Raw genomic sequence first — 23,231 nt, forward strand, 5'->3', positions numbered from 1 at the left:
AAAAAGCGCCCAGAAATCGCGGGGCGTCACCCCTGGCATTCAGGCAGCCATCAATCCATAAACGGTCTGCAGAAACTTGGGTGCCACGCTGTCCGGGGAAAACTGATGAACGTGGTGCTCCGCGGCGGCCAGGAATTGATCGTAGCTGTTTGGGCCGCCGCCGCGCCACTTTTCCGACCGCACGACAGCCATCATCGAACGCAAGGCATTCGCAAATTCATTGACGTCCCCGGTCGGAACGAGCGTACCGAACTCGGCTGTGACGTCCGGCGTGTTCGAGTTGTTGTAGACGATCACCTGACATCCACTCGAGATCGCCTCGATGATGGGAACGCAGAACCCTTCATGGTAGGTCGGAAGCGCAAAGATATCAGCGTTGCGCAGGATGGCGTGCTTCACTTCGTCCGGTGCGTTTCCATGGATCCGGATGATCAACCTATCGGGGAATCGAATCATGAGGTCGTTAGACCTTTGCCGCACGTTCTGCACCGTCGCGGGGTCCGAAAATGAGAGATTCCCGACGAGGTCGAGTTCGATGCGCTTCGACTGAAGATCGGAGCAGGTCGTCTCCACCGATGTCAGGAGTTCTTCTGGACCTTTGGCTTTGGTGAACCGTCCTACGTATGCGATACGTACGACGTCGTCGTCGAAACTGGGCTTCCGCAATGGCGGACGCAGTTCTGAATGGATTGAGAGCGGAACGACGTTGGCCGAAACGGCCAAGCCGCGAGAGCGAAGCACTCCAAGGTTTGTGCGACTTACGCAACTCACGTGGTCAGCCCATCGAATGTTGTCGAGTTGAGCAAATGACTTCTCGATCAACCACCTGTCCTTATCAGGAACGACGGACGCAGGAGTGATGTTGTGAAACACCACCAGCTTTCGCATCTTCTTAGGAATTGCTGGGAACAGATTGAAAAGAGAGTAGTAGATACCAAAATGGAACACGACCAGATCGCTGCCCAGGAAGTGCGGATCCTGAACGATGTCGGCGATGCTTTTGCAGGGCTTAAATGGCAGTTCCGCATGATCGCACTCGAACGCGAAAAGGCGAACATCCCCATGCCCGGCCTGCTGCAGGATTCGCAATTCGTCCTTGATGGCATTCGAAATTGCATCATTGCGTACGCACACGCTATTGACATACGAGATCTTCATTGGTTTGGGCGGATTTCCTTGCTGAGTTGCCGAGCACGTCGATACAACGAAATGCTTTCTGCAGCCATCCGATCTGCGGAGAAGCGCTGCGCGAATCTGGCTTGACCTGCCGCACCGAACGCCGCCCGCAATGAGGGCGATTGAACCAGCCGCAGTATCGCCGCCGCAAGTTGATCGACGTCGCCCGGAGCGACGAGCAGTCCGCATTCGTCGTTGACGATGACTTCGGTCATGCCACCCGCTGAACAGCCAATGACCGGCTTGGCCACCCGCATCGCCTCGACGAATACAAGTCCGAAAGATTCGAAGCGGCTTGGTGCGACAAAGATGTCACAACTCGCGTACGCGTTCATGAGTTCGGCTTCGTCGATATGGCCTTCAAACGCCACGCTATTCCGCCATCGAGCTCCGGATTTGCTGGAAAGGAAATCATCCGCGTAAGGTCGCCCGGTGGGGGAAAGCTGTGTCTTGTCGCCAACTATTCTGAAGCGTACTGAGGGGGCCGATTCGAGCACCTGAGGTATTGCGTCCAGCAGGACATCAATACCTTTCCGCGGTTCGAGTCGTCCGACAAAGAGAACGACCGGAGCCTCATTGGGGGGAGTGCCTATCGTTTGCAGCACGGGCTTCATGCCGTGCGGAATGACCTGTGTCCGTGAGTCATCGAAGCGGAACCCATACGCCTTCTCGATCTCCCCGCGAATCGCCTGACTGTTTGCCCTCACGCCATCCGACTCCTGCATCAGTCGCCGCTCCGCCTGGAGCATCGGGGTCCCATGATGAGTCATCCACGCGATGTTGCTTCGGTGTTCGGGATGCGAATCAAGCCAGAAGTGGAGCGTCGTATGAAGGCTTGTCACTAGGGGCCACTGTCTGTCGAGCAGAAAAGCAATACCTTCGCAATCCCAGATCGGCGCTTCGACGACGTGCACCGTCCGATGCGTCGCAATGCGCCGCGCTTCTTCAAACGCGCTCGCAGACCAATTCCAGATGTGCTGCGGCAATCCCATCCGGACAACTTCTGGTGGCCGCTCGAACGTCTTGGGAATGATTCGATGTATCCAGACGCCGTTCTCGAAGTCAACGCGATTGACGTCATTGCTTTCAGCGATCAGGTGGACGATGTTGCCGCGACTTGCGTAGGCTTCGGCCAGATCTTTGCTGAATGTGGCGATGCCGCCGCTTTGTGCTGGCGCAAAGCTCTTCGAGATCAGGACCAGAGTGCATTCGTCGATATCCGAATGCGGAGTGAAGGCGGAGAATTCACCCGGCCAGGCCATTCGCTTGGCGTCGTCGATCATTGAGTCAGGCGCCGGCCCTTCTGCGCCCCGTCGCATTCCAACCTCCATTGCGCGTTCCAAGTCACTCTCGAACGTGGCCACATCTGCGGCGGTAACGAGATTGTGCGAAAGAGCCCACTGCATCTCGTTGCGTTGTGACCGGAGAAATTCGACTTGCTCGCCAAGGATTTCATCCAACGGATGAAATCGACGTGCATGCTTGAACATGAAGTAGATCTTGTTCTTGATAATGGGGTACCGGTATCGCGGCACACGATTGGTCCCGCGGATGTTGCTGGCAGCGTACTTGTGGTGAACGAACGCGTTGGGTAGTTGTGCAATGAGATAGCCCGCATCCACGATGCGAGCACACACGTCGGTCTCGTCGAGAAAGTATTCGAACTCCTCATCAAAACCTCCGATCTCCAGGAGGGCCGATGTCCTGAAAGAGGAATTGGCACCGAGGAGATGAGGGAATCGCGGGCTGTTCGGATATGAAAGATGCGGCGTCGCGATGCCTACGTTGATGTCTGCCTTGCCGAATCGGTCGACCACGCCATAACCATATTGGAACGAATATCCGGTGTGATCGAATACGAAGCCTCCCGCGCCGCCCACTTGCGGATCTTCGTAAGCCGCCGCGAGTTGTTCCAGCCATTCGGGTTCGGGTATCGCGTCGTCATCGATGAAGGCGGTGATGTCTCCTCGCGCCAAGCAGATGCCGATGTTGCGGGAGACGGACAAATTGGCAACAGGGCACCTCGCCGATCGAATGCGAACCCCCCACTTTGCGATGACCTCTTCGCTATTGTCCGTGGAGGGACCATTGACGACGATGACTTCGAATCGCCCGCTGTAGCGTAGCCATTGAAAGCTTTCGAGCGTTGCGTTAAGACTGGCACCTCGATTGAGGGTGTTGATGACGATCGAAATATCAGGGGTTGCGCCCGGCATCTTCATAGTTCGCCCCTGCCTCTTTCAGCGACGATCTTGCGCGCGTACGCTGGACCGTCTTTGGTGGGTTCCGACAGCACCCGCACTTGGACGAACCCTGCGTCTTCGAGCAACCGGGCAAGGTTCGCCGCGGAGAGCATGTTTCGTGGATGAATTGCACTGGATTCGTCGCGCCCGAAGACGGCGTCGCGCAGATCTTCGAACGACACTGTGCCGCGCGCGTGGTCATGGAGCAGTGACTCCGCATCGAGGAAGGTCACCTTCACTTGCCCGCCGGGCCGGAGAAGTCGGAGGAGGCGTGGAAGCACCGAGCGCATCAACTCGTCCGGCGAGAAGCGCTCCAGAAAGTGCGCGATCGAGATTTCTTCGAACGTGGCATTTTCAAGCTGAAGATTGTCCAAGACGGAGACGATGTCCGCGTCTCGAGGAGGCCTGCAATCAATGCGGACTTGCCCACGGGCATGTTCAAAGATTCCAAGGGCGAGGCGCACGCCATCGTGCTTGGCCAGGCAAGACTTGTCTGCAAACAGGGCCGACGTCTGGGTCGCTTTCCTGAGTCCATCGAGTGCTTGGCGCAAGTCGGCGACATCACGCGTTAGCTGTCGGAGCGTAATGGGCGCGGTTCTTTCGAAACCGCTTCGATCGAAATCAAGTCGCATTTGCTTGTGATTGATTTCGGATACGGTCTCGAGCAGTTGCGGAAGTTGCTGCACGAGGAAGACGTTGAGTCTTGGCAATCGCACAATCGCGGCGGCGATGTGGACAAATCGGCCTATGACGGGTTTCGTGGCGAGATAACGGGCTACACGCTTGAGATGCTGCTTCATCGAAAAGGCTTGAAGTTGAGTAGTGGCGCGGTTCGCCGGTTCGGGCCGGCGCCTGAATGATCAAGCGCCGAATTCAAGACGGGCTCGTCAGAACGAGTGGCCCGTCGCGTTGCGACGCAAGTCCGCGTTGACCATCATGGTGCACAGTTGCTCCAGGGTCGTCTTGGGTTCCCAGCCGAGCTTTTCCTTCGCCCGCGCCGCATTGCCGATCAGAAGATCCACCTCGGCCGGGCGATAGTACTTGGGGTTGACGCGAACCAGCGTTTTGCCGGTCTTCACGTCAATGCCGACCTCGTTTTGCTCTTCGCCGTCGAAACGGAGCTCGTAGCCGGCAGCCTTGAACGCCATATCCACAAATTGGCGCACGGTTTCGGCTCGGTTGGTGGCGAGGACAAAGTTGTCTGCCTCCTTCGCCTGCAGCATCAACCACATGCCTTCGACATATTCCTTGGCGAATCCCCAATCCCGCTTGGCACCCAAATTACCCAGTTCAAGCACCTCGAGCTTGCCGAGTTTGATCTTGGCCACTCCGTCGGTGATCTTGCGGGTGACAAATTCACGGCCACGCAATGGGCTCTCGTGATTGAATAGGATGCCGCTGCATGCAAAGATGCCGTAGCTTTCGCGATAGTTGATCGTCATCCAGTGGGCGAAGAGCTTGGCAACGCCGTACGGGCTGCGTGGATAGAAGGGGGTGTCTTCCACCTGGGGAATCGCCTGGACCTTGCCGAACATCTCCGAGGTCGAGGCCTGGTAGAAGCGTATCTTCGGATTGGTCAGGCGAATCGCCTCCAGCAGATGCAAGGCGCCCATGCCCGTGATCTGGGCCGTGGCGTCGGGTTGGTTGAAGCTGACGCCGACAAAGCTTTGGGCCGCGAGGTTGTAGACCTCGTCGGGTGCCGATTCCTTGATCAGGGTCATCGAACTGCCCAGGTCGGTGAGGTCGTACTCGACTAGATGCAGGTCTGGGTTGTTCTGAATCCCCAATTCCTCGATCCGCCAAAAATTGACCGAACTGGTGCGGCGATAGGTCCCGAAGACCACGTAACCCTTGCTCAGCAGCAGTTCGGCCAAGTAGGCACCGTCCTGACCCGTGATCCCTGTGACGACAGCGCGTTTTTTCATAGATTACTCTCTGGTTCCTGGTTGAATCGGTCACTGTGCCCGATGGACTCGACGATCGCGGGGGCCCCATTTTGAGGCGCCCGGCTTGCGGGAAGCCCCGGTGGCCGCAAGGGCAGCCCGGCTGCCGCGGAGGTCGGACAATCGGTCAATCTGGCCTTGAACTGATCGGCGCTTTGCCGCCAGTCCAGATAAGGCATGGTATTGGATCGGGGATGCCGTCCCTGTGCAAACAGAGCGAGCCACTCGACAATGGCTGCAGCCAGCGCACCCGCGTCGGATTGAAAGTAGGTTGCGTGGCCGCCCGCAACCTCCCTGAAGACCGGCAGGTCGTTGGCCAAGATGGGCAATTTGTGGATCGCAGCCTCGATCAGGGGCAGGCCGAAGCCCTCGCCTTCGGACCCTGCGAGGAGGCAACTGGCCGTCGCGTACAGGGCTTCGAGGTATTCGTCACTGGCCTTCTGAATCCAGAACAGGCGCTTGCCGAGTTCCGGATGCCGTCGCAATCGCGTCGACATCGCATCGGCCAGCCAACCCTTCTTGCCCACGATGACGAGGTTGACCTGCACTCCTTCGGCCCACAGGCGCTCGAAGGCGTCGAGCGCGAGCACGTGCCCCTTCCGGGGCTCCAGCGTCCCGACCATCAGGAAGGACGGGGCCGAGGAGATTGCACGCACTGTGGATTCGGCATCGCGCGGCAACCCCTTGCTATGCATCGAGGCGGCCAGGTCGGCGCCCAGGTGAAAGGATTGGACCTGGAAGCCGGCTGCCATGCGTTCCGGCGCGTGTTCCGTGAGCCATTTCGAAAGCTCGGCCGCGACGGATGCCGAAATGCAGATGGCGCCGTCGTTCTCGGCCACCGCTTGGAGCCAGCGTTCATGGGCTTCAGGCGCGCCCTTGGGAAACCGGTGGCCGATCTGCAGGGGCAGCAAGTCGTAGACGACGAAATTGACCCGGACGCCGTGGTGACGCATTGTTCGGTAGAACGCGGCCTGCTGCGGGATCAGGTGGGGCTGGAAGTCGAGCCCGACGAACACGTCGCCACGGCGCATGTCGATGGGCGCATCGGTCAGCGCCTCCGCCGGGCAACCCATGAACGCCATGGTGAAACGGCGGGCATACCTGTAGCCGGGTGGCCCATCGACCTCTGCATAGACGGGCTCAATCCGAAAGCCAGCCGGTGGTTCGGCCAGGAGCGCCTTCAGCAGTGACTTCACGACCCGCTGGATTCCGCTTCGGGAATCGCGCTGGACGAGTTCGGACACATCGACCAGAAGCTGCCGCTTTGGCATCGGCATCGGCAGCGTGTCTGCGATAGTCGCGGCCAGGTCCGCGATCTCGCGCCCCTGTCCAGCGTCCTGCGGCAGTGGGTCACCGCCAGCCACGGCTTGCAGGAGACCGTCGCGTCCGACCGCTGCACCTGCGGCGAAGCGTTCGATGGCCTCGGCGTAGAGCTGGGCACAGACGCCAGGCGAATGTAGGGATTCGACTGAACGCCGGGCCTGCGCGCCCAATGCGTTGCGTGCGGGAGCATCCTGCAAGAAGTCCTCGAGTGCGCTTGTGAGTTGCGCGTCGGTGAATTCGTCGGGCAGCATGGCCACCGCATCCTGCGGCAGGTAGGCCATGGAACCATTCGCGTTGACAACGGTTGCCACGCCGCGACTCATCGCGTCGAGCACAGTACCGGACGTTTCGCCGCGGGAGTGCGTGCGCAACTGTACGGCCAGGTCGGCCGCTGCCAGGTAGCGGGCGAAGAGTTCGGCGCTCGCCCATCCGGTGATTTCGACGCGCCCTTGCTGGCCGCTTGCCTGCAGGCGGCGGTCGATCTCATGTCCATAGGCGCCGGGATCCTTGTCGCCCACGAACACGAGCCTGCAGTGCGAATCGCGTGAGAGGTCGGACGCAAGCCAGGCGTCGATCAATCGATGATTGAGTTTGGTCGGGCCCATCAGGCCGAATGCGCAGACCAGAAAGCCTTCCGGCGCCAGGCCCAGTTCAGCCCTGGCACGGCTTCGTTCGCTGGCGACATCGACGGGCGGCACTCGCAGGTGAGGCACCAGCGCCCAGTCGCGCGTCGTCGAGAGGCCGTACCACTCGCGACCCAGTTCGAAGGAGTGCGGCGAATGAACGATGACACCTTGCGCCTGCGCCAGCACGTCGAAATTGCAGGGATACCGGAAGACCGCGTCGGCGGCATCGGCCGCCCGAAAGCGCTCGGCCACGGCGGCATAGCCGTGTGATTCGTACAGCGCCTTCGACCACTCGAAGGTGCCGAGGCCCAGGCCCTCCTGGCGGGCTCTGACACTGCTCAGAAAGAAGTCATGCAGCATGACCGTGCCGGGAATCTCGGCCAGCAGGTCGAACATGTGCTCATGGAACTCGGAGTTACCGAAGTGATAGAGCACGCGGTCATACGCGTGGGAATGGTTGCGAAACCACTCGATGTCCCGTGTTGCGAATGAGCTTGCAAGCGCCGGATCTTCGACGACCTTCAAACTGGTGATGAGCTCGATCTCGTAGTGTTGAGCCAGTTCGGGCAGGAGGTCGGCGCTGTAGCTGGCGATTCCGCTGCGTTCGGGTGGCAGAGGGGACACATAGGCCAATCGGGGCCGGTGGCCGCGAAGGCCGTGGCTGGGCGGTGCACTGCGGTGAGTGGACGCGTGCAATCGCTCGAATCCTTCGATCGCGCGCGTTGCCGACAACTCCCAGGAGAAGCGCCTCGCCTGCGCCAGACCATGCTCGACCATCTGCGTCCGGAAGGCATCGTCGGTGAGCGCCTGCACCATGCTTCGCGCGATGTCCTCGTCGTTGCGAGGATCGAACAGGGCATCGGCGCGTCCGATCACCTCGGGAAGGCTTGATGCGTTGGCGCCGATGACCACTGCGCCACAATGCATCGCTTCCAGCGCGGGCAGACCGAATCCCTCGTGCCACGAGGGAAAGACGAAGAGACGGCAGAGGTTGTACAGCTCGACGAGGTCCTGCTCCGGAACGAAACCGGTGATGACGACAGCGCCTTCGTCGAGGTGGCGTTCGCGCGCGAGCTGCAATAGCGAGGCGCGGTCCTCTGCACCGGCCGAACATACGATGGCCAATTGGAGAGCGGTGCGCAGTTCGGATGGCAGCAGGGCGAACGCCCGGATCAGCCCCTCGAGATTCTTGCGGGGATCAATCCCACCCGTATACATGACGAAGGGCTTGTGCAAGCCATGGCGTATCCGCAAAGCCTGCTCGCGCTCGGCAGTGACCGTGACGCGGCGGAAATGATCGTAGGCGGCCGTTGAGATATTGAGGCATCGGTCCGGGTCGAGGCCCAGGTGATACAGCCCTTCCTGCCGCGAAGACTCGGAGATCGCCAGCCACATGTCTGCGCGACGAAGCGAACCGAGCTTGCGCATGTACCAACTGCGCATTTCCGGATCGCCGAGATAAGTGCTCGAGTAGATCAGTGGAATCAGGTCGTACAGGGTCACGGCAGTCGCCAGTTGCGCAAAGCTCCCGATACTGGTGACGGAAGCATCGCCAAAGCCTTCGAACAGACTCGAAACGTAGACGGCATCGGGTTGCAGACTCGCCATGAACGCTTCGTAGAGTTTCTCTCGGGCACGCAGGCTGCCGGGGCTCGATGCGGCCGCGAAAGGAGGCGGATACCAGACGTGAATGTTCTGCGGATCGATCAGTCCTTCGAACTGCCGTTTGGCACTGTCGACCGTGTCGGCAAAACGACCATTCAGCGCCAGGACGATTTCATGCCCACCGGGCCGCCGCGCCATGGCTTCCACCAGCGCCGATGAATAGCGACCAATTCCACGATGACTGTTTGCTGGAGATTGCGCGCCTTGAAAATCAACAACGATCCGCATCAAAAGTACTGACGATTTTGCTGGGCTCGCTGAAGGCGGCGATAGATCAGCTGGGTGGCGGGCGAAAGTTCCGTCAAGGCATGAGCCGGATCGAATCCGGTGCTCAGCAAGTTGCGTAGCCGCGGTTTCATCCCGGGTACGAACGCCGAACTCGCGAGTACCACTCGCCCGAGCACTGGCCGCCGCACCACGGAGCGCGCCAGTCGAAGCAGGGTCGGCTTGATCCGACGTTTCAAGCCGCTCGAGAGCCGGCCTTCCTTGACCGCAGCAAGCAATCTCCGGGCAAACATGCTAATTAGTGCTTGAGTTCAGGGGTTGGCGCTTCGGAGCCCGGTACGTTCATAGGGTCGGAACTCTGGAGTCCGTTTGCAAGGGGCGCCGTGATTCCTGAAGGTTATGAACGGACGAGAAGGTGTTCGGGCGGCTTTTCTCTCTCGTGGAAAGGACCGCGCCGGCGGAACCTTATTCTAAATGGGCGCTCCCGCGCCCTTCGTCACATTCGGTAACCCAATTACACTGACCCGTTTGCAGGAACAGGGGAGCCAGCGGACATGGGGTCAAGCATCGGATGAACAAGTTGATCGGGATCATTCCCTCGCCGGCCCGCAAGGTTGTTAGAGGCATCGTCTGGATCGTCACACCTTGGCGCATGAAGGAGCGCCTTCCGCTGATTCGCAAGCGACTGGCCGCTTGGAACCGTCGGGCGAAGCTCGTTCCGCTGATTGAGCGGGAACGTGTCCGCGTCGAGCGTCGGAAGCGCGGTCTCGATGCAGAGCCCCAGGCACCGTTCAACCTCTTCGACAACGCGGAGGTCGCGCGGGCTGCCGGGCTTTCAATGGGCGCGTTTCATTGGCCGGCCGTTCTTGCGGCTGACGTGTCGGACCGGTGGTCAGCCGCACGATTTCTGATTGACCTCTGGCGCAGTCGTCTGGATCTGCGCGAGCGCTTTCCCATGGGGCTTGTTGAAGGCGGCAACGGACCTCTTGGCCACTGGCTCCGAGGACCAGGCGCCGCGGAACTAGGCCTGAGCGAAGTCGCCATCCAGCAAGTTCCGGCTGTACTGGATGCTCGTCTTTCAGACCGTCCACGGCAGACGTTCCTGTCCAACAAGGCTTTCGAATTCGTCTTGCCGCATGGCCTCACGCCGATTGGCATGAGGGATCTCTTCGGATGGTTCATGCGCTGCTTTCGCGCCGGATCCGAGTTGCGTCGGGAAGAGATCTGGTTGCTGTTCCTCGAGGCGTCGGCACAGCCGACTCGAGAGCTTTTGCTTGCATACGCATTCACGCCCGCCTGGCAGCAGGCGCATCCTGCCGGCTCCTCAATGTTCGGTCGGGATGCCTTTGCGGCGTGGTTCATCCAGGAATACGGCGCAGAAGGTCCGTGGGTCGATCCATCAACCTGGCCGGATTCGATGCCGGTGGCCGATCAGATTCGCACGGCCTATCGGGCGATCGAAGTCTGGCGCACAGCCCACCCGGATGCCTTGCACGAGCCAGGCGCTGCGCGTCGGCTGCTGGCGTGGCTTGGATCGCCCGCTGCCGGTCTTCCTGTGGGTGTCGCACAGCGGTGCCGTGAATTCAACCATGAGGCCATGGCAATCGAACTGGCAAAACCCGGCCTCAATGTGCTCGGCCACTTTTGCTATCCGTCGGGGCTCCGCGTCTCGGTGGAGTCGATGGTGCAGGGCATGGAGGCGGTTGGTGCGCCCACTTCCCTGCGTGACGTTTGGACGGACCTCGCAAGCGACGATCCGCACCACGCTGACTATCGCGGCATGGAATGCCATGACGTCACCCTCATCCACGTCCAGCCCGAGCCCTTCTTCGCGCTCGCCTACGAGCGCGCGCAGCTGGCGGAGCGCTCGCCCCGGACATACCGTGTCGCCTATTGGTACTGGGAGTTCGACACCGTCCCCGATTCGTGGGTCGCGCATGCGCAAGACGTCGACGAAATCTGGGCCGCCACGGAGTTCGTCGCGCGCGGGTTGCGTGCGCGTCTTTCCATTCCCGTGCGTACGTTGTTTCCGGGTGTCAAGCTGGCGCCCTATCAGCGAAGGAGCCGGACACACTTTGGATTGAGCGAGGCCCCATTCACCTTTCTTTTCACTTTCCACATGGTGAGTGTCATGGAGCGCAAGAACCCGCTGGGCCTGATCCAGGCGTTCAGGCAGGCGTTCCGCGCAGAGGAGTCCGTCCGGCTGGTTCTCAAGACTTCGTTTGGCGACCGACACCCGGCACAGATCGAGGAGCTTCGCAACGCGGCTGCTGGCTCGAACATCACCGTGATCGACCAGGTCTACAGTCCGGACGAAGTGCTGTCCTTGATGGACGCCTGCGACGCCTACGTCTCGCTCCATCGCAGCGAAGGCCTGGGCCTGACGATGGCCGAGGCGATGCTGATGGGTAAGCCCGTGATTGCGACGAACTTCTCCGGCAACGTGGACTTCATGGACGAGAGCAACAGCTTGCTCGTGCCCTACAAGCTCGCGAAGCTCGGCAAGCCGATCCCACCCTACGGCGCCGACCTCGAATGGGCCGAGCCGTCGATTGAGGAAGCGGCGAAGCTCATGAGGCGTCTGTACGAAAACCAGGAATGGGCGCGCGAACTCGGTGCACGCGCCAAGGCAAGCGCCGAAGCCAACCTGTCGCTGCCGGCGGCTGGCGCACGCATCGCGAGTCGCCTGGAGGAGATCCAGGCATTGCGCCGCGCAGCGCCTTGATGTCCACGCGCGTCAGGACTTCTCGACGATGCGCCCGTGCTCGAGGTGGATGACCCGATTGCATTCCTTGGCGATCAGATCCGGCGAGTGAGAGGCCAGCACCAGGATCCCGGATTTCGACACGACGTCCTTCATCCGTTGCTCGGCCTTGTGGGTGAATTCGGCGTCGCCGACGGACAGCCATTCGTCCATCAGCAGGATGTCGGCCTGGACACTGGTCGAGATCGAGAAGGCCAATCGCATCATCATCCCGGTGGAGTAGGTGCGAACAGGCATGTTCACATATTGACCGAGCCCGCTGAATTCGCAGATCTCGGGGGTGAGCGCATCGATTTCCTTCTTGTTCATGCCCATCACAAGTCCCCGGAGCATGATGTTCTCGATGCCGGTGGCGTCCGGCTCGATACCGAGCGATGGGTCGATCAAGCTGGAGACGGTGCCCTGGCGAACGAACTCACCCGAAGAGGGCTCATAGACGCCCGCGAGCGCGCGCAGCAGCGTCGACTTGCCAGCACCGTTGTGGCCGATCAGGCCCAGACGATCCCCGCTTTTCAGCTCCAGATTGATATTGCTTAGTGCCTGCACCACGTTGACGCCGGTTTCCTTGCCGAAGCGTCCACCGGTGACGGAGGCGGCCAGCGTCTTCTTGAAGGAAGCCGCTCCCGCGCCGTAGATGGGAAAGTTGACCGAGACGTCTTTGAGAGAAATGAGTGCCATGTTCTTTTACAGCCAGTAGACGACGCGGCGGCGATACTTCGCAAACAGCAGACTACAAAGGACCAGATTCACCGCGGTCCACGAGAGAATGCCCCACCAGTTGAAGGCGGGCGATACGCCTCCCATCAGCGGGGCGCGCAGAAGATCGAGCATTTGCGCGAACGGGTTCCAGAGGATGTACTGAGCGCGCCCTGGCAGGCTCTCGGGTAGCCAGAAGACGGGCGTCAGGAACATCAGCATCTGCATCACGCTGGTGACGATCTGGGTCACGTCGCGGAATCGTGTGCAGACGAGCCCCAACACCAGGCCCAAGGCCTGTGCATTCACCAGCACCAGCAGGAACGCGGGGAAGAACAGCAGCGCCGACCACGACAGTGAAATGCCGGCCCAGAGCGCGACCGGGATGTAGATCACGATGTGATGCGCAAACTGGATCAGGTTGCGCGCCATGCTCCGCCAGACGAACATGCTGATCGGGAAATAGCCCTGTTTGAGGTAGTTCGACGACCCGATGAAGGCATTGCACGATTCCGTCACCATGCTGGAGAAAAAGCCCCAGAAGATGATCCCGAGCGCCAGGTGCGGGAAGAACTTGGATAACTCGGTGCCGAACAGGGAGCTGTAGAGCGGGCCCATGCCCCCGATCATGGCCGCCATGCTGAGGGTCAGCCACAGCGGGCCGAGCATGGACCGGCGATAGCGCAAGACGATGTCGAACCAGGCCAGCGTCCACCAGATGTCGGTGCGACGGGTGCCTTCCCACCAGTCGCCCCACGCGCTGCGATGCAAATTGGAATGTGCCTCGCTCATACGCGACCGTAGGTGTCAGCCAGCCGTACGATGTCGTCCTCGCCGAGATAAACGCCACATTGCACTTCGATGAGCACCAGCTCATCCTTTCCGATATTCGTCAAACGATGTTTCTCCTTGAGTGGGATGTAGCGGTATTCGCCAGGCAGTGTCTTGTGTTCCACCTCGCCCACCTGGACGATCGCGGTTCCCCGAACGACGACCCAATGCTCTGCGCGCTGATGGTGGTATTGCAACGATAGCGACTCGCCCGGTTTGACCGTGATGCGCTTGACCTTGTAGCCGTCCTCTTCCTTGAGGGACGCATAGGTGCCCCATGGACGATGCACCACTGCGGGCAGGTTCACCGATTCGTGCTTGCGGTTCTTCAAGGTGTCGACGACCGTCTTGACCTTCTGGGCGCTGTCTTTGTGGGCAACCAGCAGTGCATCGGGCGTATCGACGATCACGAGGTCGCTCACGCCGAGCGTGGCCACGATCTTCGGTCCGTGGCTTTCGACCTGAACGTGGGTGCCGCTGGTGTCGATCGCCACCACGTCGCGCGGCATGGTGTTGCCGCTGGCGTCGGGACCGTGCGCCTTGGCGACCGAAGGCCAGGATCCCACGTCGCTCCAGCCGAACTTGGCGGGCACGACGTGCACGTTGTCGGCCCGCTCCATGACCGCGTAGTCGATGCTGATGTCCGGCTGGAGGCCGAAGGCATGCGCATTGAAGCGCACTGCATTGCCATCGGCCTGTGCCGAGTCGAGGGCTCGGCGGGCTGCGGCCAGGAGTTCCGGCGCATACCTCTCGAACGCCGAGACGATCGCATCCGCGGTGAAGCAGAACATGCCGCTGTTCCAGTAGTAGCGGCCCGTGGCCAGGTATTCCTGGGCGGTCTGGAGGTCCGGCTTCTCGACGAAGCGCTTGGCTGGCTGGCTTTCGCGCGAGACGTTCGCGACCTCGACATAGCCGAATCCGGTGTCGGGCGCAGTCGGGCTGATGCCGAAAACAACCAGCGAGCCCTGTGCCGCCAGCCGGAAGGCCTGGCTGGCGCTGGCCACGAAGGCTTCGACATCAGGCACCAGGTGGTCTGCCGAGAGCACGAGCATCACAGTGTCGCCGCCGAACTTCTTGATGCATTCAAGTGCCGCCAGCGCAATGGCGGGCCCCGTGTTGCGTCCCTTCGGTTCCAGCAGGAGAGTGGTCTCGGGCGCATCGGACATCTGCCGCAACACGTCCTTGGTGAGGAAGAGGTGGTCCTGGTTGGTCACGACCATCAGGTCGCCGGTACCGCAGGCCTGCCCGCGCTCGATGGCTTGCTGGAGGAGCGTCGAGTCGCCGAGCTTCATGAATGGCTTGGGGAAGCCTTGCCGGGAAAGAGGCCAGAGCCTGGAGCCGGAGCCTCCCGAGAGAACCACAGAAAGCACGCGCATCTTTTTCCTATACGTTGAGTAGGGCCGATGATTTTACCGGCGCTCTCCCGCCGGCTGCGCCCGGGCCCCGGCGAGGATAATTCCGCCGCTCCCATTCGCTCAAGGCGTCGCTTGACCACACATCCCGAATCTCCTGCCGCCGACGTGTCCGTTTCCGTTGCTCTTTGCACTTACAACGGCGCGCGCTTCATTGGCGAGCAAATCCGCAGCATTTGCCTGCAGACGCTGCGGCCCCGGGAGATCGTGGTTTCTGACGACGCCTCGAAGGATGGCTGCGTCGAGATCGCCCGCCGGACGGTCGAGGAATGCAATGCCGTACATCCGGGGCCCTCGGTGGTGCTGCGCGTGCTGCAGAACGCGACGCCCTTGCGCGTGACGAAGAATTTCGAGCAGGCTGCGCGTGCGTGCCAAGGCGACCTGATCGCGCTCAGCGATCAGGACGACGCATGGCCGCCAGAGCGGCTCGCCCGAATGGCCGCCGAGTTTGAGCGGCGCCCCGACCTGCTGTTGCTGCATACCGATGCGCGATTGGTCGACGGTGCGCTCACCGATCTCGGGCAATCGCTCTTTCATGCGCTGGAGGTCGAGCCCATCGAGCTGGAGCGAGTCCATGGGGGCAACGCGTTCGATGTGCTCCTGAGACGAAACCTGGTGACCGGCGCGACTGCCATTTTCCGCCGCTCGCTGCTGGACGCGGCCTTGCCATTTCCTTCGGAATGGCTGCACGACGAGTGGCTCGGAATCATCGCCGCAGCCATTGGGCGCGTGGACCTGCTGGAAGATCAGCTGATCGACTACCGCCAGCACGAAGAGAACCAGATCGGTGCGCGGCGCGATGCGTTCCTCGACAAGATGCGCAAGGCGTTCGGCTCGCGCGGCGACACGCACGTCAAGCGCGCCTACAAGGCAGAGCTTCTTCTTGCCCGACTGCTTGAGCTCGGCGACAGGATCCCGCCCGCCTTCATTGAAAAGGCGCGCCTGAAGGTGGCTCACCAGCGCTTTCGCGCGGCGCTGCCGAGGTCACGCATCGCGCGCTGGTTGCCCGTGCTGCGGGAAGTCCTGACGGGGCGCTACAACAAGTTCGGTCGCGGTGTCAGGGGCGTGGTGCGCGACCTGTTCGAATCGGCCTGACTCAGCCAGCCCGCTCCAGGCGCCAATAGCGCCAGAACGCAGCCGAAAACCACACCTTCAACAGGCTGGTCACGTGCCAGTAGAGATGCCGCTTGCTCCGATGGCTTGCCCGTCGAGCGTCGTGCCGGGCCTGCAGTTGCTCCGCGATCTGCAGCTTCCACCCCGCGAGGCGAAGGCGGGCGCAGATGTCGAAGTCCTCGCCGTACATGAAGAAGCGTTCGTCGAAGCCTTCGATCTGGCGGTACGCCTCACAGCGAAACAGCATGAACAGGCCCGGAATCCAGGCCGGGATCACGGGGCGAACATAGTCGGGACGCTTGCGTGAAACGATTTCCAGCGGCGTGATGATCGCGCGGTGCTGCTCGGGTGTCGGCTTCCCGGGTTCGAGGATTCGCGGTGCGAGCAGGCCGCTGTCCCGAGCGGCTCGGGAGACCAGGGGGGTCAGCACGTCACTGTCGAAACGAATGTCCGGATTGAGTACCAGGAACCACGGGGTGGTGCAGTGCGCAAACGCCTGGTTGTGGTTTGCGCCGAAGCCCTTTGGCTCCGTGTTCTCGATGCGTTCGATCTCGAAACCCCACGTACGGCCAGCGAGCAGGTCGGGCTCGGGGATGTTGAGCGTGAGCACGAGCTTGGCGACGATCCCTCGGTTGAACTGGTCCAACTCGTCGAGCAGCGGGAGCACCAGTTCGAGCTGACCATGGCTCACGATCGAAACCGTGATGGGAGGAGTGGGGGGAGGGGACATCGGCATGGTCTAATTTCGCTCGGGAATTCTAGAGTTCCCGCTCCCACCCCATGATTGCTCTGATCGTCATCAGTTTTCTCCTTTCTGCATTTGCCGTGCAGATCTTCATGCGCCGTGCGCGCCGGCATGCGCGGCGCTACGGCCACGACATGCCGCAGCGCTTTCACAAGGGCCACGTCCCGCGGCTGGGAGGTGCCGGCATTTTTGTAGGCATGGGTGTCGCCTGGCTGGTCGCGGGGGTGCCATCGGACCCCTTCAATGTGTCGTGGCCGCTGAAGGCCTCTGCGCTTACGCTGCTGTGCACTGCCCCGGCCGTGCTCGGCGGCATCATCGAGGATGTGACCCAGCGGGTGTCGGTGCGGTACCGGCTCGGGCTCACCATCGGTTCTGCACTGCTGCTGTGCTGGGTGCTCCATCTGGGCGTGTCACGCACCGGCGTCGCCGCCGTCGACGGTTGGATACAGGCCGCGCCCTATGCGGGGCTTCTGTTTGCGGCGTTTGCCATTGGCGGCTTGCCGCATGCGTTCAACATCATCGACGGCTACAACGGGCTGGCCGGAACTGTGGCCGTCCTGGTCTGCCTGGCCATCTCGCATGTGGCACTGCAGGTGGGTGACCGGCAGTTGGCCGCCATGGTGATCTGCCTCGTGGGCGCCACTGTCGGCTTCCTGATCTGGAACTACCCGCGCGGCAAGATCTTTGCAGGAGACGGCGGCGCCTACGTCTGGGGCATGGTGATTGCCGTGGCCGCAGTCACCCTGGTGCAGCGGCACCGGGTCGTTTCGCCCTGGTTCCCGATGCTGCTTCTGATCTATCCGGTGTGGGAGACGGTGTTTTCCATCTATCGCAAGATCGCACGGGGGCAATCCCCTGGCACGGCGGATGCCCTGCACTTTCATCAGCTGATCTTCCGGCGCATCGTCCGAGTCGCTTTCGCGGATGACGAAGCGCGCCAACTGCTGGCGCGCAACAACCGGACTTCGCCGTACCTGTGGATCTTCGCGGCGCTGACCGTGGTGCCGGCCGTGCTGTTCTGGAACAACACGCCGGTGCTGATGGCGTTCTGCGCCCTGTTCGTGGCAACTTACGTCGCTGCCTATCTGATGATCGTGCGGTTCAAGGTGCCCCGCTGGCTGCGCCCCTGACGTTCCGCCACAATTCAAAGTCTCTTCTCTCCGTTGCTCACCATGACCGATCCCGTGCTCAACATCCCGCCGCGCGACAAGGCCGAAATCCTGGCGCAGGCGCTTCCGTACATTCGCAAGTTCCACGGCAAGACGATCGTCATCAAGTACGGCGGCAATGCGATGACCGACCCTGAGCTGCAGGCTGATTTCGCCGAAGACGTGGTGTTGCTCAAGCTGGTCGGCATGAACCCGGTGGTGGTGCACGGCGGCGGCCCGCAGATCGAGGCGGCACTCAACCGGCTCGGCAAGAAGGGCCATTTCATCCAAGGCATGCGCGTGACCGACTCCGAGACCATGGAGGTGGTCGAATGGGTTTTGGCCGGTGAGGTTCAGCAGGACATCGTGGGCCTGATCAACCAGGCGGGCGGCAAGGCGGTGGGTCTCACGGGGCGCGACGGCGGATTGATCCGCGCCCAGAAACTCAAGATGGCGGATCGCAACGACCCCAACCTGCACCACGACGTTGGACAGGTCGGCGACATCGTCTCGATCGACCCGAGCGTGGTCAAGGCGCTGCAGGACGACGCCTTCATTCCCGTCGTGAGCCCGATCGGCTTCGGCGAGGAGAACGAGAGCTACAACATCAACGCCGACGTCGTCGCGGGCAAGCTCGCCACGGTGCTCAAGGCCGAGAAGCTGATGATGCTGACCAACACGCCGGGCGTGCTCGACAAGGACGGCAAGCTGCTGACGGACCTGAGCGCCCGCGAGATCGACGAGCTCTTTGCCGACGGGACCATCTCCGGCGGCATGCTGCCGAAGATTGAAGGCGCTCTCGACGCCGCGAAGAGCGGGGTGAACGCGGTGCACATCATCGATGGCCGTGTGCCGCACGCCATGCTGCTGGAAATCCTCACCGACCAGGCTTACGGCACGATGATCCGAGCCCGGTAGAACTCGCCCTCGGGCTTCGCTTTGCTTGCCCTTGGGGCTATGCGTAGCCGTTGGGATTGGCTTGTTGCCAGCGCCAGCTGTCGGCGCACATCTGGTCCACGCCGCGCGATGCACGCCAGCCCAACGTGGCTTGCGCCAGCGTTGGGTCGCCCCAGTAGGCGGGGACGTCACCGGGTCTGCGTGGGCCGATTTCGTAGGCGATGCTTTGGCCGCTGGCGCGTTCGAAGGCCTTCACGACATCGAGTACTGATGCGCCGTGGCCGGTGCCGAGATTGAGCGTGACCAGTCCGGGCCGCTTTTCCGCATGGCGCAGTGCCGCCACGTGGCCTTCGGCGAGGTCCATGACATGCACGTAGTCGCGCACGCCGGTGCCGTCCGGCGTCGGGTAGTCGCCGCCGTGGACGGCCAGCTTGTCGCGCAGGCCGACCGCCACCTGGGAGACGAAAGGCATCAGGTTGTTCGGCTTGCCTTGCGGGTGTTCGCCGATCAGGCCGCTTTCGTGTGCGCCGACGGGATTGAAGTAGCGCAGTAGCGCAATGCGCCAGGCAGGGTGCGCGCGATGCAGGTCACCTAGCGCCTCTTCAACCATGAGCTTTGATCGGCCGTAGGGGTTGGCCGGCCGCAGGGGCGCGTCTTCCGGGATCGGTGAGCGGTCGGGGTCGCCATACACGGTCGCCGAGGAAGAGAAGATCAACGTGCGAACCCCCGCCGCCTGCATCGCCGCCGCGAGCACGAAGCTGCCATGCACGTTGTTGTCGTAGTAGGTGATCGGGTCGGCCACCGAATCGCCGACCGCCTTGAGGCCTGCAAAATGGATGACGCCGCCGACCGGCCGCTCACGAAAGAGCTTGTCGAGCAAGGCCCGGTCGCGCACGTCGCCTTCGATGAAACGGGGTCTGGTGCCGATGATGCGTTCCAGCCGCTCCAGCACCCGGACGTCGCTGTTGCCGAGGTTGTCCAGGATCAGCGGTTCGTAGCCGGCTGCTGCCAGCGCGACGCAGGTGTGGCTGCCGATAAAACCCGCACCTCCGGTCACAAGAATGGTCTGACTCATAACTATTTGGCGTTCTGCCCCCGTGGAACTACCTGTCGATTCTGCGCGACAAGCAGGGCATGCCCGGTTGGCGCACGCTAACTGGCGTGTGCGAGAATCATTTTTTTACATTTTGCACGCGCCCATGCAGAACGACGAGCAAAGCGCCTCCGACGCGCCAATCAGTTCAGAACCGGCGGCCGCACCGACCCGCAAACGCCCCAAGCCGGGAGAACGGCGCGTGCAGATCCTCCAGGCCCTGGCCGCCATGCTCGAACAGCCCGGAGCCGAGCGCGTGACCACTGCGGCCTTGGCGGCCCGGCTCGACGTCAGCGAGGCAGCGCTGTATCGGCATTTCGCCAGCAAGGCGCAGATGTTCGAAGGCCTGATCGACTTCATCGAACAGAGCGTGTTCACGTTGGTCAACCAGATCGTCGAACGCGACGCCGTGGGCACCGAGCAGGCTGCACACATCGTCGCGATGCTGGTGCAGTTCGCCGAGAAGAATCCGGGCATGACGCGGGTGATGGTCGGCGACGCGCTGGTCTTCGAGAACGAACGGCTACAGAGCCGGATGAACCAGTTCTTCGACAAGATCGAGGCAACCTTGCGCCAGGCGCTCCGCGACGCGGCGGCGGTCGACGGGTCGGCCACGCCCAGCGTCGATGCGCAGGTGAGGGCATCGGCGCTGACCGCCTTCGTGGTGGGGCGGTTGCAGCGCTTTGCCCGTTCGGGCTTCCGGCGCGCGCCTTCCGAGAATCTGGACGCCGCGGTCGCTCTGATGCTTTGAGGTTGGCGGCGGCGCGCCCTCGGCGGCAGAGCTGAGTTGCCCCGAACGGCTGGGGTCAGATCATGCTCTTGCCTTGCTGGAGGACGAAGTCGCAGGCCCTCTTGGTGATTTCCTGCTTGAGCCCGCCGCCGGTCAAGTCCATCTTCTTGCCGTCGCTGCCGGTCAGGATGCCTTGCGAGCCGTCGACATAGCCGCTGTCCGACGCGGGCTTGCCACCGGGGATCTTGCTCATGAGCTGGTCCTTGACCGAGGATGCGGCGTCGCCGCTCAGATATTTGTTCTTCAGGCAGTATTCGAGAACGCCTGCCGCATTGCCGAGGCTGCCGGATGCCATCGAGCCCAGCGCTGACGATGAACCTCCGCCTCCCGCAAGCCCCTTCAGCGCGTCCAGGCCTTGGGCCTGAACCGAGCCCGTGGCGAGCAGGACGAGAGCGGCGCCGATACTGGCGAATGGGTAGCGAGAGATGGTCATGTGGCCTCCTTGGAACGTGAGATTGCAACGACCATAGCTCAAGCCCGTGACGCGACAGCCGCGACATTGAAACAGTTCGTGGGCGCATGCTTCACGCCGGCGATGCGGCCCGCTATCCCTTTCCGGCCGTAGTGTCGCGGGCAGAATGGATCATCCAATGCTTCAGGTTCACGCATGAAGACTCCGGCATTGCCAACGCTGCCCACTGGACGTCGCCTGTTGTTCTGGTTGGCGCTGATCGCCGCCCTCACCGCCGCCATCTGGTTCGTGGTGCGCTTCATCAGCCCCACGCCGCCGCGCACGATGGTGATGAGCACCGGCGTGGCCGATGGTGCCTACCACCGCTTCGGACAGCGATATCAGGACATCCTCCGAGCCAACGGCATTGCGCTCGAGTTGCGCCCTTCGAGCGGCGGTGTCGAGAACCTGCAGCGGCTGAACGAGGGTTCGGTTTCGGTGGCCTTCGTCCAGGGCGGCACGGGCGTGCTGGCACTCGACCCCGATGCGTCGCCCGATGCGACGCCACTGCGCTCGCTGGCGACAGTCGCCTTCGAGCCGGTGTGGATCTTCACGCACACGCTCGACCTGTCGAAGGGCCTGGGTGCACTCGCCGGCAAGCGGATCGCAGTCGGCGTTCCGGGCAGCGGCAACTACAAGGTTGCCGTCCAACTGTTGTCGATCTACGGCGTCGTGATGGCGGACGGCCAGCGCAGCGCACCGGATGGCACCACCTTCGTGAGCGAGGGAGGCATGGCGGCCGTGGACATGCTCGACAGCCACCAGATCGACGCGGCCATCATCATCGCGGCGCCCCAGGCTCCGGCAGTGCAGAGACTTCTTGCCGACGGGGCGATGCACCTGGCTTCACTGGAACATGTCGAAGGCCTTTCGCGCCGTTTTCCGTTCTTTCAACCGGTGACACTGAAGCGCGGCTCGGTCGATCCGAAGCGCGATTTGCCTCCCCAAGACATCGAACTGCTGGCGACGACCGCCAACCTGGTCGTGCGGGACGAACTTCACCCGGCGCTGGCCTATCTGTTGCTCGAAGCGGCGCGACAGGTGCACAGGCAGCCCAGCCTGATCAACCGACCCGACGAATTTCCGAGCCCGAGGGCGACGGATTTCCCACTGTCGACCGAGGCGGAGCGGTACTTCAAGCACGGGCGTCCCTTCCTGCAGAACTATCTGCCTTTCTGGGCCGCCAACTACGCGCAGCGGTTCTTGCTGCTGCTGGTTCCCCTGGCCGCCATCCTGGTCCCGCTGGCCCGGCTGCTGCCCGGGCTGGTCAACTGGCGGCGCCAGAGTCGGCTGTACCGTCGCTATGGGGAACTGAAGTTTCTGGAGCAAGATCTGGCGTCGCGCAAGCTCGAAGCCCAAGAGCGGCGAGAAGCCCTCGCGCAGCTTGATCGGATCGAGGACGAAATCGTCCATACCAAGTTTCCGCTCGACTTCACGGACAGGGTCTACACGCTGCGCCAGCACGTCGACTATGTGCGCGCGCAATTGAATCGACAGACCGAAGTTGCCCGAGCGCAAGACCAAAAATCGGGGCTTTGAGCCTGGCCGTCTCGCTCTCCGGAAAGAAAAAAGGCTGGGTCCGCGAACTCGCGGACCCAGCCTTCAGCGTGCCGTCGATGGATTACAGGCCAGCTTGGCGCGTCACCGAAACCTTCGGCTTGTAGTACGCAGCCGGCACCTGGTCGCGGTAGAAGGCGCGGCGGTCGAGGCTCTGCAGCGGGTTGTGTGCTGCGGCCACGGCCTGGGCATGGACCGCAGCGCGGTCGGTGTTCGATGCGACGGCCTGCACGCCGGCATCCGAGCCGTCAGCGTAAGGGTTGCCGCTGCGCGCAGCCACCCTGGCTTCCGCGCTCACGTCGGCACGGCTGTTGGCGGTGGTCAGGGGATGCACACCTTCGTAGGTTTCCGCGTGTGCGGCACCCGCGGCGGCCAGGACGGAGAGAGCGGCCGCAGCGATGAGTTTCGAGGTCTTCATTTCAATTTCCTTCAATGCGTTTGGACGATTTCGAACCGGTCTCGGGGTTAAGTGCCAAGCCCTTCGGGGTGGCCACTTCACTCTGTGCCTTGTTCACCCAGATCAGCTTGTCTGG

General features: G+C 62.1%; 19 protein-coding genes. 7 read left to right on the forward strand and 12 right to left on the reverse strand.

What is annotated here, in order from left to right; genetic code table 11:
* Positions 1-39: 39 nt before the first annotated feature.
* From QTI04_RS08400 to QTI04_RS08420, 5 genes are all read right to left on the reverse strand, one after another.
* Positions 40-1,158, reverse strand: coding sequence for a glycosyltransferase family 4 protein (locus QTI04_RS08400; protein ID WP_286615061.1), 1,119 nt, complete (start codon positions 1,156-1,158; stop codon positions 40-42).
* Positions 1,155-3,398 carry a glycosyltransferase gene (locus tag QTI04_RS08405; RefSeq protein ID WP_286615063.1) on the reverse strand — a complete coding sequence of 748 codons (2,244 nt, stop codon included), beginning with the start codon at positions 3,396-3,398 and terminating at the stop codon, positions 1,155-1,157. The genes QTI04_RS08400 and QTI04_RS08405 overlap by 4 nt, the downstream gene beginning before the upstream one ends.
* The gene (locus QTI04_RS08410) at positions 3,395-4,219 is read right to left on the reverse strand and encodes a hypothetical protein (RefSeq protein WP_286615064.1); all 825 of its coding nucleotides are present in this window, start codon (positions 4,217-4,219) and stop codon (positions 3,395-3,397) included. Before QTI04_RS08410 ends, QTI04_RS08405 begins: the two co-directional genes overlap by 4 nt.
* Before the next feature lie 87 nt (positions 4,220-4,306).
* Positions 4,307-5,344, reverse strand: a complete 1,038-nt coding sequence (gene gmd / locus QTI04_RS08415) for a GDP-mannose 4,6-dehydratase (protein ID WP_286615066.1) — start codon at positions 5,342-5,344, stop codon at positions 4,307-4,309.
* Positions 5,341-9,114, reverse strand: a complete 3,774-nt coding sequence (locus QTI04_RS08420; RefSeq protein ID WP_286615067.1) for a glycosyltransferase — start codon at positions 9,112-9,114, stop codon at positions 5,341-5,343. The genes gmd and QTI04_RS08420 overlap by 4 nt, the downstream gene beginning before the upstream one ends.
* Positions 9,115-9,131: 17 nt before the next feature.
* On the opposite strand from QTI04_RS08420, the gene QTI04_RS08425 reads away from it, so the two are divergent.
* Both QTI04_RS08425 and QTI04_RS08430 read left to right on the forward strand, forming a co-directional pair.
* On the forward strand, positions 9,132-9,323 hold the full coding sequence (locus QTI04_RS08425) for a hypothetical protein (protein WP_286615069.1): 192 nt from the start codon (positions 9,132-9,134) through the stop codon (positions 9,321-9,323).
* 449 nt (positions 9,324-9,772) lie between these two features.
* A complete protein-coding gene (locus QTI04_RS08430; RefSeq protein ID WP_286615070.1) occupies positions 9,773-11,926 on the forward strand; it encodes a glycosyltransferase family 4 protein in 2,154 nt (717 codons plus the stop codon).
* A 12-nt stretch (positions 11,927-11,938) separates the two neighbouring features.
* Here the strand turns inward: QTI04_RS08430 and QTI04_RS08435 are convergent, their stop codons facing one another.
* The 3 genes from QTI04_RS08435 to QTI04_RS08445 are packed head-to-tail and all read right to left on the reverse strand — an operon-like array spanning position 11,939 to position 14,868.
* On the reverse strand, positions 11,939-12,643 hold the full coding sequence (locus QTI04_RS08435) for an ABC transporter ATP-binding protein (RefSeq protein WP_286615072.1): 705 nt from the start codon (positions 12,641-12,643) through the stop codon (positions 11,939-11,941).
* Positions 12,644-12,649: 6 nt separating this feature from the next.
* The gene (locus QTI04_RS08440; protein WP_286615074.1) at positions 12,650-13,453 is read right to left on the reverse strand and encodes an ABC transporter permease; all 804 of its coding nucleotides are present in this window, start codon (positions 13,451-13,453) and stop codon (positions 12,650-12,652) included.
* Complete coding sequence (locus QTI04_RS08445) at positions 13,450-14,868, reverse strand: mannose-1-phosphate guanylyltransferase/mannose-6-phosphate isomerase (protein ID WP_286615075.1); 1,419 nt, start codon at positions 14,866-14,868, stop codon at positions 13,450-13,452. The genes QTI04_RS08440 and QTI04_RS08445 overlap by 4 nt, the downstream gene beginning before the upstream one ends.
* A 27-nt stretch (positions 14,869-14,895) precedes the next feature.
* On the opposite strand from QTI04_RS08445, the gene QTI04_RS08450 reads away from it, so the two are divergent.
* A complete protein-coding gene (locus QTI04_RS08450; RefSeq protein WP_286615077.1) occupies positions 14,896-15,999 on the forward strand; it encodes a glycosyltransferase family 2 protein in 1,104 nt (367 codons plus the stop codon).
* 1 nt (position 16,000) lies between these two features.
* Here QTI04_RS08450 and QTI04_RS08455 read toward each other — a convergent pair whose 3' ends face one another.
* The gene (locus QTI04_RS08455; protein WP_286615078.1) at positions 16,001-16,747 is read right to left on the reverse strand and encodes a glycosyltransferase; all 747 of its coding nucleotides are present in this window, start codon (positions 16,745-16,747) and stop codon (positions 16,001-16,003) included.
* A gap of 50 nt (positions 16,748-16,797) precedes the next feature.
* On the opposite strand from QTI04_RS08455, the gene QTI04_RS08460 reads away from it, so the two are divergent.
* Both QTI04_RS08460 and argB read left to right on the forward strand, forming a co-directional pair.
* The gene (locus QTI04_RS08460; protein ID WP_286615080.1) at positions 16,798-17,892 is read left to right on the forward strand and encodes a glycosyltransferase; all 1,095 of its coding nucleotides are present in this window, start codon (positions 16,798-16,800) and stop codon (positions 17,890-17,892) included.
* Positions 17,893-17,934: 42 nt separating this feature from the next.
* On the forward strand, positions 17,935-18,828 hold the full coding sequence (gene argB, locus QTI04_RS08465; protein ID WP_286571291.1) for an acetylglutamate kinase: 894 nt from the start codon (positions 17,935-17,937) through the stop codon (positions 18,826-18,828).
* A gap of 37 nt (positions 18,829-18,865) precedes the next feature.
* Here the strand turns inward: argB and galE are convergent, their stop codons facing one another.
* Entirely contained in the window at positions 18,866-19,882 is a 1,017-nt protein-coding gene (galE, locus tag QTI04_RS08470) for a UDP-glucose 4-epimerase GalE (protein WP_286615081.1), read from the reverse strand.
* A gap of 124 nt (positions 19,883-20,006) precedes the next feature.
* Between galE and slmA the strand changes: the two genes are divergently transcribed.
* A complete protein-coding gene (slmA, locus tag QTI04_RS08475; RefSeq protein ID WP_286615360.1) occupies positions 20,007-20,651 on the forward strand; it encodes a nucleoid occlusion factor SlmA in 645 nt (214 codons plus the stop codon).
* Positions 20,652-20,706: 55 nt separating this feature from the next.
* Here slmA and QTI04_RS08480 read toward each other — a convergent pair whose 3' ends face one another.
* Complete coding sequence (locus QTI04_RS08480; protein ID WP_286601051.1) at positions 20,707-21,123, reverse strand: DUF2501 domain-containing protein; 417 nt, start codon at positions 21,121-21,123, stop codon at positions 20,707-20,709.
* Between the two features lie 174 nt (positions 21,124-21,297).
* Here QTI04_RS08480 and QTI04_RS08485 point away from each other — a divergent pair, with 174 nt between their 5' ends.
* Complete coding sequence (locus tag QTI04_RS08485) at positions 21,298-22,680, forward strand: TAXI family TRAP transporter solute-binding subunit (RefSeq protein WP_286601052.1); 1,383 nt, start codon at positions 21,298-21,300, stop codon at positions 22,678-22,680.
* A gap of 82 nt (positions 22,681-22,762) precedes the next feature.
* On the opposite strand, the gene QTI04_RS08490 is transcribed toward QTI04_RS08485, so the two are convergent.
* Positions 22,763-23,116, reverse strand: coding sequence for an alpha/beta hydrolase (locus QTI04_RS08490; protein WP_286601053.1), 354 nt, complete (start codon positions 23,114-23,116; stop codon positions 22,763-22,765).
* Between the last annotated feature and the right edge of the window lie 115 nt (positions 23,117-23,231).

It is taken from the genome of Variovorax sp. J22R115, assembly GCF_030317005.1.
In the GTDB taxonomy this organism is placed as follows: Bacteria; Pseudomonadota; Gammaproteobacteria; order Burkholderiales; family Burkholderiaceae_C; genus Variovorax.